Raw genomic sequence first — 13763 nt, 5'->3', positions numbered from 1 at the left:
AACGAGAATGATCATGTTAGGATAGAGCTAGAAATAAAAACCCCGGATTTTCGAAAGGCTGCGGAGGATAACCGATTTAACCCTAAATTCTGCTACTTGAACTAATTAAACAACCAAATTCAATATCGCAGCTCATTCGAAATCAAAAAGAACGTTGCTTTATAAGCGCCGGGGTTTTTATTAAATTTTTACGCTTTAGTTTTCATCCTCTTTATAGGCGAAGCTTGTGCCAAAAAACTAAAAGCCTGGTTTTCAGCAAATATTAACAAGTATTCACTTTTTTAATGTTCATTTTCGAACAGTAATTTGTTCGATTTCGAACAGAGGCCCTACCTTCGATATGTGAAAAAGCCCTACCATATTCTTATTGTAGATGATGATCCGGATGTACTTACCAGTGCCCGGATTTTACTGAAACAACATTTCCAAAAAGTGGAAACCACCGAAGATCCTTCGGATCTAAACCGGATTTTAAGCCGGAAGAATATTGATTTGGTTTTATTGGACATGAATTTCCGTAAAGGTCGAAATGACGGCGCGGAAGGCATTTACTGGCTTAAGCATATCCGCGAACTCAGTCCTGCCACCCAGGTGGTCTTAATGACCGCCTATGGTGAAGTGGAATTGGCGGTTAAAGCTATAAAAGAAGGGGCCTTCGATTTTGTGCTCAAACCCTGGACCAACGAAAAGCTATTAGCTACTATAAACAATGCTTTAAAGCTGGCCCGCGAACAACAAAAGGTCGCTCAACTTCAGCATAGCAATAAACAATGGGAAGATCAGGCGGCATTGAAGGAAGAAGATCTGATTAGCCGTTCTCCCAGCATGACCAGCGTTTTAGAAACGCTAAAAAAGGTAGCCGAAACCGATGCCAATATTTTATTGCTCGGCGAAAATGGAACCGGTAAATCGGCCCTGGCCTTGAGCATCCATAGAATGAGCATGCGCAAACAGGAACCCTTTGTAACGGTAGACCTAGGCGCCATTGCCCCTAGCTTATTTGAAAGTGAACTATTCGGACATAAAAAAGGGGCCTTTACCGATGCTTCGGAGGATAAAGCCGGTCGTTTTGAATCGGCTCATGAGGGTAGCCTCTTTTTAGATGAAATTGGCAACCTCGACCTTAGCCTGCAGTCGAAATTATTGAATGCCCTGCAAACTCAGGAAATCCGACGGGTAGGGGAAAACCAAAGTCGGAAAGTGAATGTTCGTTTGATCTGTGCTACCAACAGCCCCCTGCACGATTGGGTCGAAGAAAAACGCTTTCGCCAAGATTTGCTGTATCGCATTAATACCGTCGAAATTGTGGTGCCTCCCTTACGCGAGCGCCTGGAAGACATACCCCTTTTAGCTCGAAAGTTTTTTGAGCGCTTTTGCAAGAAGTACAATAAGGAAAGCCTAAGCCTGAGTATTGAGGCCATTGATGCCCTTTGCGAATACCACTGGCCCGGCAATGTGCGCGAATTGGAGCACAGCATGGAGAGAGCTGTTATCCTTAGTGCGGGCAAAGAAGTAAAATCCGAAGATCTGCAATTAAGAGGAGGACAAGCCAGCAAACCTGCGGGTTTAAACCTGGAGGAAATGGAACGTCATTTGGTATTGCAGGCATTGGACAAACACCGGGGAAATATCTCGAAAGCCGCCAAAGATTTAGGCCTTACCCGAGCAGCGCTCTACCGAAGAATGGAAAAATATGAACTTTAGATCTTACCCCATCCAGATCAGCCTGCGGCTTTTGCTCCTGCTTTTTAGCATGGGTCTGCTCTTCTATTTATCCAGTCAATACGAGCTCATCTTCGTAAATATCGTAATGGTTTTGGTGCTGATCGGTCAAGCGATTGAATTGGCCTATTACCAGCAAAAACTATTGATTGAGACCCGAAAATTCTTGGAGGCGGTTCGATTTGGCGATCTAAGTACGCGCTTCGATTTGGCCCGTTCTGGCAAGGCTTTCGCCGAATTGGAACAAGAGTTTAGTCGCATGCTTTCCATCATTCACGAATCCAAAGTGAAGGGTGATCATCGCGATCAAATCCTCAATTTAATTCTCCAAAATTTGAATTTGGGGATCATGCTGGTAGATGAACAAGGTCATATCCTCTTAACTAATGAAAAGTGCCAGGAGCTGCTAGACATCCCCAATTTTCAGAACTGGAAACGTTTGGAAGAACGCTTACCCAGCTTAGCAAAGGTGATTGGCAATTTCGACTTTACCGGGCGTAAATTATGGTCGCGGGAAAATGGCTCGGGGGCCGAAGAGTTCTACCTCGATCTTCAGCATTTGCAATTAGCGGGTATTCATTACCATCTGCTAAGCATAGGTACTATGCGCCATGCTTTGGAGGAAAAGGAAATGGAGGCCTGGCATCGCCTAATCCGAATTTTAGCCCATGAGGTAATGAACTCAGTAACACCAGTGGTTAGCCTCAGTGAAACCCTTCGCGATATGGTAGCTCAGGATGGCAAAGCCAAAAAGCCAGAAGATTTATCGGAGGAAGATCTTTCCGATATGCATGAAGCTTTAAGTACGATTATTCGACGTAGCAAGGGTATGCTCAGCTTTGTGGAGGAATACCGCAAATTGAGTCAGCTTCCGGCACCTGAAAAAACGGTGGTTCCCCTGCGGGAGCTTTTTGAGGAAGTAGTGCAGCTCATGCATAAAGAAGCAGAATCGCGTAAGGTGAAACTGAGCTATCAGCTTACCCAAAATCGACTAGCGGTAAAAGCCGATAAGAAGATGATTGAGCAGGTATTGATCAACCTCATCAAGAATGCTTTTCCGGCCCTGGAAGGACGTGAAAATGCTTTTATCGAACTCAGCGCCGAGCTTCAAAATGAGGGCGTAGTAGTTTATGTTCGGGATAATGGAGAAGGGATCGACCCGGATCTTATCTCCCAGATTTTTGTTCCCTTTTTCAGTACCCGTAAAAGTGGAACCGGCATCGGTTTAAGCCTGAGTAAAAACATTATGAAAACCCATCAAGGCGACCTTAAAGTGCAAAGTGTACCCGGAGAAGGCACGCTGTTTAAGCTTTGCTTTGGGGAGGAGTAAATCGTAGATCGAATTGCAAATTCGATCCAGTATTTGGAACAAAATAATGACTAGGTCGAATTTGCAATTCGACCTCGACTCAAACGTATCATCACCGAAACTAGGTTGAATTTGTAATTCAACCTACAATCCAACTCCGTTTTCCACGCAACAAATCATCCAAATCGCCTTCGCCCTGAACGCCTTTCGCATGATCGATCTGATCCAGTAAATCATCCTCATAGCAAGGGCGATCTTCCTGATAGAAAATCCCGAATGGCCTTGGTAAGCTATCATCAAAGAAGCGACTTAGAACATAGGCCTTGGTTGCATCCCGACTATCATGAACCCAAAGATCATTTAAGGAAGCTCCCGCTTCGAGGTTTACAATTTCCGGTTTCAGGCCATTCAGGCGAATGCCCTTCTTACCTTGATCATATACCAAAGGCTGACCTTCCTCCAAAAGAAGTACATATTCGTCCTTCAGCTTCTTATCCGTGAAATTGAGGAATGTACCATCATTAAAGACATTACAGTTTTGATATACTTCTATAAAACTGGTGCCTTTATGCTGGTGGCTAGCAGTAAGGATTTCTCGTAAATGCTTCGGATCGCGATCAATGCTACGGGCCACAAAACTGGCATCGGCTCCCAAAGCCAGGGCCAAGGGATTAAAAGGATGATCCAGGCTTCCCAATGGGCTACTCTTGGTTTTTTTCCCTAACTCTGAAGTGGGCGAATACTGACCTTTGGTAAGGCCGTAAATCTGATTATTGAAGAGCAATACATTGAGATCCACATTACGGCGTAGCAAGTGAATAAGGTGGTTACCTCCAATACTCAATCCATCGCCATCACCGGTAATTACCCAAATGCTTAAATCCGGATTCGTGATTTTTAAGCCTGTAGCAATGGCCGGCGCACGGCCGTGAATACTATGCATACCATAGGTATTCATATAGTAAGGGAAGCGCGAACTACAACCAATACCCGAAATGAAAACGATGTCTTCACGGGCAATCCCTAATTCGGGAACCACCGATTGCATTTGCTTGAGAATACTATAATCGCCACAACCCGGACACCATTTCACCTCCTGGTCGCTGCTAAAATCGCGGGCACTTAGGGTTTTAGTGGTTTCCATCTTTCAATACTTTTTTGATTTGCGCTAAAATCTCTTCCGCCAAAAAGGGTTTCCCCTGAATCTTATCCAATACATCAGCCTTCACCAAATAGTGATCGCGAATGATGCGCACTAATTGCCCGTCGTTCAATTCCGGAATCAAGATATGAGGATAGCGCTGTAAGATGGCGCCTAAATCTTCTGGTAAAGGATTAATATAACGCAGGTGTAATTGTGCTACCGAAAGCCCTTCCGCCAAAGCCTGAGCTACCGCCACCTGAATGGCCCCTTTGGTATTTCCCCATCCTAAAACCAGCAAGTCGGCTTTTTCAGCACCTTGCAAAAGTCGAGTTTCGGGATAATCTTTAGCAACTAAGGCAACTTTGCGAGCACGGGTTTTCACCATCAATTCGTGGTTCTCGGCATCGTAGCTCACATTGCCCGTTTTATCTTCCTTCTCTAATCCACCTAAGCGATGTTCCAAGCCAGCCTGACCGGGTATCGCCCATTCGCGTACCTCGCGATCATCGCGCTCGTAGGGAAGGTAATTTTCAACTTCAGTGCGGAAGGGAGCTTTTATTTCAGCTAAGTCTGCGGCCTTAGGGAAAAGCCAGGGTTCTGAGCTATTAGCCAAATAACCGTCACTTAAAACAATCACCGGAGTCATGTGCTCAATGGCATATTTAACCCCTTCATAGGCGGCCCAAAAACAATCCGAGGGTGAAGAAGCGGCAATCACAGGAATTGGCGTTTCACCATTGCGACCATACACCGCCTGCATTAAATCACTTTGCTCGGTTTTAGTAGGTAAGCCGGTACTGGGACCTCCCCTTTGCACATTCACTACCACCAAGGGAAGCTCCAACATCATGGCCAATCCCAACGCTTCGGTTTTTAGGGCCATACCCGGACCTGATGTTCCGGTTACTCCCAGAGCACCACCAAAGCTGGCTCCAATTGCAGAAGTAATAGCCGCGATCTCATCTTCCGCCTGAAAGGTTTTTACGCCATAATTCTTACGCGCTGCCAACTCATGCAGAATATCCGAAGCGGGAGTAATAGGATAGGATCCGTAAAACAAATCCAATCCCGCTTTTTTAGTGGCGGCTATTAAACCAAGCGCCAATGCTTGATTGCCGGTTACATTGCGATATTCGCCGGCTGGTAATTTGGCCTTTTCAATACGATAGCGGGTAATCGCTTCAATAGTATCGCCATAATTATAGCCCGCCATTAAGGCCTTTTTATTCGCCTCGAGGGCATCAGGCTTATGTTTAAATTTCTCTTCGAGGAAATGCAGGGTAACCTCCAAATCTCGATTGTAGAGGAAATAGATAAAGCCCAGCACAAACATATTGCGAGAACGATCGCGATCCCGAGGAGCGATCTCCACTTCCTTCATGGCATCCCGATTGAGTCGGGTTACCTCGATTTCGTAAAACTGATAATCGGAGGGCTTATTTAGGAGCGGATTTTCCTCATCATCATATCCTGCTAAACGCAGGTTCTTCTTGTCGAATCCAGCTGGGTCTACGATAATGGTTCCCGCAGGCTTTAAGCTGGGGAAATTCTTGCGATAGGCCGCTGCATTAAGGGCTACCAATACATCCGGTCGACCACCAGGGGTATGAATTTCTTCACTCCCGAAATTAATTTGGAAGCCTGAAACCCCGGATACCGTTCCGATTGGGGCGCGAATTTCCGCTGGAAAGTCGGGAAAAGTGCTTAAGTCGTTTCCCGCCAAAGCGGTAGTATTCGCAAATTGAGAGCCAGCTAATTGTATCCCATCGCCACTATCGCCGGCAAAAAGAATGGTGACTTTTTTAAGGGCTTGGGTATTTTTCATGGATCTAGGCCATGCTCACCTCGACCACGGATGTGATTTCCGGTGCATGTTTTTTTATCGTCATTTCAACCCCACTTTTCAGGGTCATCTGATTAACACTGCATCCAATGCAGGCGCCGTGCAATTGCACTTTTACGGTCCCATCGTTCTCTAAATCTACCAGGGTAATATCACCCCCATCCGACTTCAAAAAGGGACGCACTTCATCCAGGGCTATGTGGATGCGTTTCAGAATATCATCACGGTTCTCCATACGCTTCAATCTAAACAGCCGAACAGCCGGCCATTGTGGTAATGCGAGTTACTTCTGTGGGGGGAAGCTCCTCATTTCGTCGTAGCAGTTCCTCAACCGTGCGACGGGCAATATTTTCGAAGGCCTTTTGTACTTCGCTTCCTTCTTGCATAGCAGCGGGGCGACCCACATCACCTGCTTCTCGGATACTTTGTACTATGGGTAGTTCACCCAAGAAAGGCACTTGTAATTGGTTTGATAAGTTCTTTACCCCATCCTGACCAAAAATGTAATACTTGTTTTCGGGCAGTTCGGGAGGAGTAAAGTAGGCCATGTTTTCGATCAAGCCTAAAACCGGCACATTAATATTTTCAACTCTAAACATGGCAACCCCTTTGCGAGCATCCGCCAGGGCTACATTTTGCGGTGTACTAACGATTACCGCACCGGTGATGGGCACCGCTTGCACGGTAGATAGGTGAATATCGCCAGTACCAGGAGGTAAATCCAAAATCATAAAATCCAGCTCCCCCCAATGGGCATCGCGCAAGAGTTGGTTTAAAGCCTTAGAAGCCATGGGTCCACGCCATACCACTGCTTGATCTGGCTTGGCAAAAAAGCCAATGGACAGAATTTTAATGCCATAAGCTTCTACCGGATCCATCTTGCTTTGCCCGTTTACATTGATAGTTCCCGGACGAGCATTAGTAATATCAAACATGGTGGGCACCGAGGGTCCATAGATATCTGCATCTACCAAACCTACGCTAAAGCCCATCTGCTTTAAGCTAATCGCCAAATTAGAGGCAACGGTAGATTTCCCTACCCCTCCTTTTCCAGAGGCCACCGCGATAATGTTCTTCACACCGGGTAAGGCTTCACCACGAATCATTTGGGCACGCTCCTCCGCGGCTTTAGGCACTTCAATATTTACGGTGATCTTCAGTTTTTTATCGACCTTTTCGTGAATAACCTTCAGAATATCTACCTCCAGTTTTTTCTTCACATGCAAGGCGGGCGATTCACTAATCACATCAACGATTACCTCATCACCAAATATTTGCAGATTTTTCACGTGGCCTGCATCCACCAGATTGGTCCCGCCCTTTGTGGCCGGTATATTTTTTAAAGCTTCGCTAAGCTCGCTTTTAGTATAAGCCATTTCTTTGCTCCTAAATTTTGACAAAAATAAGGTACAGGGATAGCAATCAATAATGATATCTATCACCTAATTATCGAGATAAGATCAGGCTATATTCTTAGCCAAAAAGATGCTGAAAAACATCTTCTACCTTATTGAATTCCAACACCTTAATAGACACCCCCTTAGAACTCCATTTACTGTGACCGCTGCAAACTATTTCTTCGAAGCCTAATTTTTCGGCTTCTGAGATGCGTTGTTCGAGGCGTGGTACCGGACGTAATTCTCCGGAAAGGCCAACTTCTGCCGCAAAACAAATTCGCGGCGAAAGGGCAATATCTTCATTAGAACTAAGAATAGCAGCCACCACTGCCAGGTCTATGGCCGGATCATCCACCTTAATTCCTCCGGTAATATTTAGGAACACATCCTTAGTGGCCAATCGAAAACCACAGCGCTTCTCTAAAACCGCCAAAAGCATATTGAGTCGGCGCGTATCGAATCCCGTAGTGCTGCGCTGCGGAGTGCCATAAACCGCCGTGCTGCATAAGGCCTGAATTTCGATAAGCATGGGACGAATCCCTTCCAAAGTAGCTGCTACGGCATTCCCGCTTAAGTCGGCATCCCGCTCCGAAAGCAATAGCTGTGATGGATTCGCCACGGCGCGCATTCCTTCGCCATGCATCTCATAAATCCCAATTTCATGGGTGGAGCCAAAGCGGTTTTTATGCGCGCGGAGCAGGCGATAAATATGATGTCGATCCCCTTCAAACTGAAGCACGGTATCTACCATGTGCTCCAATAATTTTGGGCCGGCGATTTGCCCTTCCTTAGTAATATGCCCGATTAAAAAAACCGGAGTACCGGTTTCCTTGGCAAATTGAATTAATTCGGAAGAGCATTGCCGAATCTGTGATACCGAACCCGGTGCCGATTCAATCAATTGTGAATGCAGGGTTTGGATGGAATCCACAATCAGGATATCCGGATCCTGACTTTTAATCTGCTGAAATATTTCTTGGGTGGAGGTAGCGGTAAGCAGATAACATTCTTCATTGCGAATCCCAATTCTGCGAGCACGCATTTGTACCTGCTGCTCACTTTCCTCACCACTTACATAAAGCACCTTACTGGAAATCCCCAGCGCCATTTGCAAAAGAAGAGTACTCTTGCCAATTCCGGGCTCCCCTCCAACCAGGGTAACGGAACCTTCAACGATACCACCGCCTAAAACCCGGTCTAATTCGGGATCGGCGCTGCTAAAACGCTCCGATCGATCGGGGATAAAATCCTTTACCGCTCGAACCTTGGATTTGCCCGTAGCCGGAGATTTATTTTCACTATGCCAGGCCTTTTCTTTGGAAGAAGATTCAATGAGTTCTTCAACAATGGTATTCCACTCCCCGCAACGAGAGCACTGGCCCATCCATTTGGAAAAATGGGAGCCGCAATTCTGACAAGTATACTCAGTTTTTACCTTGGCCATTAAAGGTCTAAGATACGAGCTTTCAGCTCTGCATTCAGAGCCGGACCATTAGTTCCTTCGAAGGCAAATTTGGCACCGCTAAAACCAGCCATGCATTCTTCGATAGACTCATATAAAACAATACCATCCACTACCTGAAGATTAGCAATGCGAAAAATGGTATCATCGGTACTGGCTTTAGGTAAGGCCACCACCAGCTTGTCTACCAAGCTTAGATAATCAAGAAGCTTATGCAAATTGCTTGAGTTAAATTCCCAGTTGGCATAGAAAAGTACCAGGGTTTCTTCACCGTAAACCCGCCATGCATTGGCCTGATGGTTCATATCAGTTACCGACTTTTTCTTATTGCGTAGGGCTTCTCTTAAATTCATGCTTTGGATTTTTTTAATATTCTGCGGGCACGATACACCATGGGTAAGGCACTAAATCCGGCAATGAGGGTCATTACCAATTGACCGCTATGCACCAGGGTTGCAAAGGTAAGTCCATCCGCCTGATCTACTCCTAAGACACTAAGGGCGAGTTGAACCAGATAATGGTAGGAGCCAATTCCCCCGGGAGTAGGCACTACCATTCCCATTCCTCCGGCTACCATTACGAAGAGTCCATTACTCAGGTTGATATCCTCAGTAGCAGGAAGAGCAAACATCACTACATAGATCATTAAGAAATACATAGACCAAATAAAAAGGGTATGCCCAAAAAAGGCCCATTTGTTTTTCACCTTAGAAAGTGACTTAAAGCCTTCTTTAAATCCTTGCCATAGCTCACGCACCTTGGCAAAGAGGGGATGTCTCTGGATGCGCTTTCGGAAAATAAAAAAGAGAATAAGGAACACTAAGAACCCTGCTCCTAAGATCATTTTCAAATCTGGACCCTGGCCATCTGCTCCATCAGCTCCAGCGAAAGCTTGATCAAAGAAACTTTGCAGGTTACCTAATTGGGTAATAAAGGCTAATGATATTAGGCAAAGAAGTAATATTCCATCGATAACCCGCTCCAAAACGACAGTTCCAAAAAGGCGCTCCAGAGGAATATCATCAGTTTCCTTTAAAGAGGTGCATCGCATAACCTCACCGGCACGGGGCACCAGAGCATTGGCAAAATATCCGATGGAAATAGCATTGATCGCATTCCATGCTTTGGCCTTTTTTCCTAGGGGTTCGAGCAGGAGGTTCCAGCGCAATCCTCGACTGATAAAAGCAGCATATCCCATTAACATGGAAAGGAAGACGTAGCGATAATCGGCCTTGCGGAAATCTTCCAACATCTTAGACCAATCCGCCTTATTAAAAGCGAGATAGAGAAAAAACCCGGCGATAGCGGTAAAGAGCAGATATTTCAGGATGTCCTTAAACTTGGCTTTCAAAAGATCAGTTTAACAGGTTGGTTTCTTCATTAGGAAAGATGATCGTGGGCTGAAATCTTTTCGCTTCTTCAAAGTCCATTTGGGCATAAGCGATAATAATAACGATATCCCCTCTTTGCACCTTTCGGGCAGCAGGACCGTTCATGGTAATCTCACCTTGACCCCGTGCTCCTTTAATCACATAAGTATCCAGGCGCTCGCCATTGTTTACATTCACAATGCTCACCTTTTCCCCTGCAATTAATCCGGCCGCATCCATTAAATCTTCGTCAATGGTAATGCTACCTATATAGTTTAGATCCGCTCCGGTAACTTTTACCCGATGAATCTTCGATTTTAATACCTCGATTAACATGCCGCAAAAGTAATTCAAAGGCCCTGATTATGGAAGGGGCTAATAGCCTTGGGCAATCAATATAAAGTAGTATTATCTATCAGGCGTACCCCTTCGCAATAAGCGGCCATAAATATGCGTACTTCCTTATGTTCAGCCCAAGTCTCCACCAGTTTCATACTATGAGCATCTGCCAGTTCAATGTACTCAAGTTCCAAATTACTATCAGCAAAATGTGCTCGAATGGTGTTTTTCAGGCTCTCTGGGCTGTAATCCTGATAATGATCTGCCGCCCATTTCATTTCGCGGTAAATAATGCCAGACTCTTCCATTCCTTGTGGACTTAAGCGGAAATTCCGACTACTCATCGCTAAGCCACTGGGGAAACGAGCGGTATCACAACCTATTACCTCAATGGGCATATTAAAGATGCGTGCCACATGCTTTACAACTAAAACCTGTTGATAGTCTTTATTGCCAAAATAGGCCCGATCGGGCTTAATCATTTCAAACAAACGCTTCACTACCGTAGCTACGCCTGCAAAATGTCCGGGGCGAAACTCTCCTTCCATCCCCTGATCCAGACCAGCTAAATCAATAGCTTCGGGTTCTACCTCATTGCCATACATCTCCTCCACTGAAGGCATAAAAACCGCAGTAGCACCTTCGGCTTCTAAAAGAGCGAGATCTTCATCGGTTCGACGAGGATATTTCTCTAAATCTTCGGGATTATTAAACTGAGTGGGATTGACAAAAATACTTACGATGCTGGCAGCGTTTTCCTGATTAGCACGTCTTAATAAAGTAAGATGGCCCTCGTGCAAAGCACCCATAGTTGCCACAAATCCAAGTGAGTGGCCTTTCGATTTGTTTTGCTGTTGAAAAACCGACAGCTCGGATACACTGTGAAACACTTGCATTTTCAAGGCATTGCAGCGGGTAAAGCTATTATTATAAATTGAGTTATTCACAAAAAAGCTATATTTTTGCAAACCTTTTCAATTTGTAGATTAAACACGGATCATGGATAGTAAGCGCATTCTGTATGTAAGTCAGGAGATTCACCCCTACCTCCCCGAAAATGAAATTTCCAAACCTTCTTTGGAAATGCCTCGAAAGATGAATGAAAGCGGGCACCAGGTACGGGTTTTCATGCCCCGTTATGGATTAATAAACGAACGTCGTCATCAATTGCATGAAGTGATTCGTTTAAGCGGTATCAATATTATTGTAAACGACGAAGATCAGCCCTTGATCATCAAGGTAGCCTCAGTGCCTCAAGCGCGTATGCAGGTTTACTTTATCGATAATGATGAGTTCTTTAAGCGTAAGGCCATCTTCTATAATGAGGATGAAGAATTCCACGAAGACAATGACAAACGTGCCATCTTCTTTTGCCGCGGAGTTATTGAAACTGTTAAGAAATTGGGCTGGAGCCCGGATATCATTCACTGTCATGGATGGATGGCCAGCTTCCTACCCTTATACTTGAAAAAGTTCCACCACGATGATCCGATGTTCTCCGATAGCAAAACTGTACTTTCAGTATATGGTGCTACCGAAGAGAACCTAAGCAAAAGCTTACCTGATTACTTGCGTTTTGACGGATTGAGCGATGATGAAGTTGCACCTTTCGCAGATGCCAACATCAGCAGTGTTTACAGAGCCAATATGGCCTACTGTGATGGTGTTGCCCTTTCGGGAAGTAAATTAACCGACGAAATGAAAGATTATGTGAGTAAGAACGTTAGCTCCATGATCGACCTAACTGAATCGGAAGATCCGAATTCAGAAATTGCCAAGCTCTATGAGCAGGTAATTGTAGAGGAAGAGTCTCTAGCTTAAATTCTTTTAGAATTAAATATATGACCTTAAGCACTGTAAAGCGAGCCATCTTAGCCATGGCTCCTTTGTTTTTTATAGCCGCCTGTGAAAAGCCTACCGACGATCTAGGTTTTCAACAAATTATCGGAGGAAATACCGAGGCCGATTCCATGCATATCAACCTGGTATCCTGGACCGCACCGGTAGATAGCATTGTCGTTGCCCTCGACTACAGCACTCAAGTTACACTGGGTGGTTATAATTCAGTTCGCTTATTAGGGCACAGTCAAAGCAATTATTTCGGGATTGAGAAAGCGCGCATCCTTAGCCAAATGATCCCTAATGAATTGAATGTTGACTTTGGTAGCAATCCCATTGTAGATTCCGTTAATCTTTACCTGCGTTTAACCGAAGCTTATGGCGACACCACCAACTCAATGGATTTTGCAGTTTATGAATTAAGTCAGGCCTTTGAGGAAGATAGCATTTACTACAGTAATTACCAGCCAACTCTAGGCAATGAAATTGGTCGTTTAAATGGCTATCAACCGCGAGCTAAAACTAATACTCAATTTGAAGGTGAACTGGCTCCTGCTTTGCTGCGTATCCCTATGGATGTCGCTTATTTCCAAAGTCAATTTGCAGATGTAGCTAATGGCTCCGCCGACGAGTTCAGCAGCTTCGCTAAATTCCTTGAATACTTTAAAGGGGTGCAAATTGAAGCTGAAAGCGGAAGTTGCATTCTTCACACCAATTTAGCCAGCGCCTACACGGGCTTACGGATCTACTACCACAATGATGAGGATACCAGCTATGCTGAATTGAACTTTGATCAAGACAAATCCCTTAAGCCTATCAATTTTAGCACTTTTGAGCAGGACTATAGTGGCTCACCTTTGGAAAGCCTGGCTCAAGACTCTGTAAATGGTGAAACGGAAACTTATGTGCAAGCCATGGCCGGCGTTTGCACAGCCTTACGCTTTGATCCACGTAAAATAGACAGCCTTGTAAATGAAGGGCTGGTAATCAATAAAGCGGAAGTAGAAATTTATACTGCTCAAGGAATTACGGAGCCGGTACCTCCTAGTCCGAGAATGGAACTTAGACTATTGGAAGGCAAAAGCTTAGGTGATCGCATTATCGATTTCCAGACCGATGGCGGTGGTGGCGGTACATTAAGCCGAGGTGTCCTGCGTAATAACAAATACGTAATCGACCTTAGCCGGCACCTTTTTGGGGTCCTCAATAGCAAAGAAAACCCTACTTTAGCCCTCGTTCCGACCACCCGCACAACTGCGGCAAATCGGACCATTTTGAGGGGAGGATCCGGGCTCTCAGAAAGAGCCACGGTAATTGTTTATTACACTAAACCTTAAA

General features: G+C 45.1%; 13 protein-coding genes. 4 read left to right on the top strand and 9 right to left on the bottom strand.

What is annotated here, in order from left to right; translation table 11 throughout:
* Nucleotides 1–342 precede the first annotated feature (342 nt).
* Together ACO05P_RS14000 and ACO05P_RS13995 are read left to right on the top strand one after the other, a co-directional pair.
* Nucleotides 343–1704 (top strand): sigma-54-dependent transcriptional regulator, encoded by a 1362-nt coding sequence (locus ACO05P_RS14000; RefSeq protein ID WP_421751761.1) that lies wholly within the window; start codon nt 343–345, stop codon nt 1702–1704.
* On the top strand, nt 1694–3052 hold the full coding sequence (locus tag ACO05P_RS13995) for a sensor histidine kinase (protein ID WP_421751760.1): 1359 nt from the start codon (nt 1694–1696) through the stop codon (nt 3050–3052). Before ACO05P_RS14000 ends, ACO05P_RS13995 begins: the two co-directional genes overlap by 11 nt.
* A 118-nt stretch (nt 3053–3170) precedes the next feature.
* On the opposite strand, the gene ACO05P_RS13990 is transcribed toward ACO05P_RS13995, so the two are convergent.
* The 9 genes from ACO05P_RS13990 to panC all read right to left on the bottom strand — a co-directional run bounded on the left by ACO05P_RS13990 (nt 3171) and on the right by panC (nt 11533).
* Nucleotides 3171–4175 carry a 2-oxoacid:ferredoxin oxidoreductase subunit beta gene (locus tag ACO05P_RS13990; protein WP_421751758.1) on the bottom strand — a complete coding sequence of 335 codons (1005 nt, stop codon included), beginning with the start codon at nt 4173–4175 and terminating at the stop codon, nt 3171–3173.
* Nucleotides 4162–6000, bottom strand: coding sequence for a 2-oxoacid:acceptor oxidoreductase subunit alpha (locus tag ACO05P_RS13985; RefSeq protein ID WP_421751756.1), 1839 nt, complete (start codon nt 5998–6000; stop codon nt 4162–4164). The genes ACO05P_RS13990 and ACO05P_RS13985 overlap by 14 nt, the downstream gene beginning before the upstream one ends.
* Nucleotides 6001–6004: 4 nt before the next feature.
* Complete coding sequence (locus tag ACO05P_RS13980; RefSeq protein ID WP_421751754.1) at nt 6005–6253, bottom strand: NifU family protein; 249 nt, start codon at nt 6251–6253, stop codon at nt 6005–6007.
* Between the two features lie 10 nt (nt 6254–6263).
* Complete coding sequence (locus ACO05P_RS13975) at nt 6264–7394, bottom strand: P-loop NTPase (protein WP_421751752.1); 1131 nt, start codon at nt 7392–7394, stop codon at nt 6264–6266.
* Between the two features lie 97 nt (nt 7395–7491).
* Entirely contained in the window at nt 7492–8859 is a 1368-nt protein-coding gene (gene radA, locus ACO05P_RS13970) for a DNA repair protein RadA (RefSeq protein WP_421751750.1), read from the bottom strand.
* The gene (locus ACO05P_RS13965; RefSeq protein ID WP_421751748.1) at nt 8859–9230 is read right to left on the bottom strand and encodes a hypothetical protein; all 372 of its coding nucleotides are present in this window, start codon (nt 9228–9230) and stop codon (nt 8859–8861) included. Before ACO05P_RS13965 ends, radA begins: the two co-directional genes overlap by 1 nt.
* Nucleotides 9227–10228 carry a lysylphosphatidylglycerol synthase transmembrane domain-containing protein gene (locus tag ACO05P_RS13960; RefSeq protein WP_421751746.1) on the bottom strand — a complete coding sequence of 334 codons (1002 nt, stop codon included), beginning with the start codon at nt 10226–10228 and terminating at the stop codon, nt 9227–9229. The genes ACO05P_RS13965 and ACO05P_RS13960 overlap by 4 nt, the downstream gene beginning before the upstream one ends.
* A gap of 4 nt (nt 10229–10232) precedes the next feature.
* Nucleotides 10233–10583, bottom strand: a complete 351-nt coding sequence (gene panD / locus ACO05P_RS13955; protein ID WP_421754917.1) for an aspartate 1-decarboxylase — start codon at nt 10581–10583, stop codon at nt 10233–10235.
* 56 nt (nt 10584–10639) lie between these two features.
* Nucleotides 10640–11533 (bottom strand): pantoate--beta-alanine ligase, encoded by an 894-nt coding sequence (gene panC, locus ACO05P_RS13950; RefSeq protein WP_421751744.1) that lies wholly within the window; start codon nt 11531–11533, stop codon nt 10640–10642.
* A 52-nt stretch (nt 11534–11585) separates the two neighbouring features.
* On the opposite strand from panC, the gene ACO05P_RS13945 reads away from it, so the two are divergent.
* Both ACO05P_RS13945 and ACO05P_RS13940 read left to right on the top strand, forming a co-directional pair.
* Nucleotides 11586–12407 carry a glycogen/starch synthase gene (locus ACO05P_RS13945; protein ID WP_421751742.1) on the top strand — a complete coding sequence of 274 codons (822 nt, stop codon included), beginning with the start codon at nt 11586–11588 and terminating at the stop codon, nt 12405–12407.
* A gap of 20 nt (nt 12408–12427) precedes the next feature.
* Nucleotides 12428–13762 (top strand): DUF4270 family protein, encoded by a 1335-nt coding sequence (locus ACO05P_RS13940; RefSeq protein ID WP_421751740.1) that lies wholly within the window; start codon nt 12428–12430, stop codon nt 13760–13762.
* Nucleotide 13763: the final 1 nt, after the last annotated feature.

The sequence above is a fragment of the Croceimicrobium sp. genome (assembly GCF_965228705.1).
Lineage (GTDB): Bacteria > Bacteroidota > Bacteroidia > Flavobacteriales > Schleiferiaceae > Croceimicrobium.
This window is presented reverse-complemented; position numbering and strand designations above follow the sequence as displayed.

Excerpts from the sequence above, each read along its gene's own strand:
- ACO05P_RS13995 (WP_421751760.1), top strand. The coding sequence starts at position 1,694 with ATGAACTTTAGATCTTACCCCATCCAGATCAGCCTGCGGCTTTTGCTC.
- ACO05P_RS13990 (WP_421751758.1), bottom strand. The coding sequence starts at position 4,175 with ATGGAAACCACTAAAACCCTAAGTGCCCGCGATTTTAGCAGCGACCAG.
- ACO05P_RS13985 (WP_421751756.1), bottom strand. The coding sequence starts at position 6,000 with ATGAAAAATACCCAAGCCCTTAAAAAAGTCACCATTCTTTTTGCCGGC.
- ACO05P_RS13980 (WP_421751754.1), bottom strand. The coding sequence starts at position 6,253 with ATGGAGAACCGTGATGATATTCTGAAACGCATCCACATAGCCCTGGAT.
- ACO05P_RS13975 (WP_421751752.1), bottom strand. The coding sequence starts at position 7,394 with ATGGCTTATACTAAAAGCGAGCTTAGCGAAGCTTTAAAAAATATACCG.
- radA (WP_421751750.1), bottom strand. The coding sequence starts at position 8,859 with ATGGCCAAGGTAAAAACTGAGTATACTTGTCAGAATTGCGGCTCCCAT.
- ACO05P_RS13965 (WP_421751748.1), bottom strand. The coding sequence starts at position 9,230 with ATGAATTTAAGAGAAGCCCTACGCAATAAGAAAAAGTCGGTAACTGAT.
- panD (WP_421754917.1), bottom strand. The coding sequence starts at position 10,583 with ATGTTAATCGAGGTATTAAAATCGAAGATTCATCGGGTAAAAGTTACC.
- ACO05P_RS13945 (WP_421751742.1), top strand. The coding sequence starts at position 11,586 with ATGGATAGTAAGCGCATTCTGTATGTAAGTCAGGAGATTCACCCCTAC.
- ACO05P_RS13940 (WP_421751740.1), top strand. The coding sequence starts at position 12,428 with ATGACCTTAAGCACTGTAAAGCGAGCCATCTTAGCCATGGCTCCTTTG.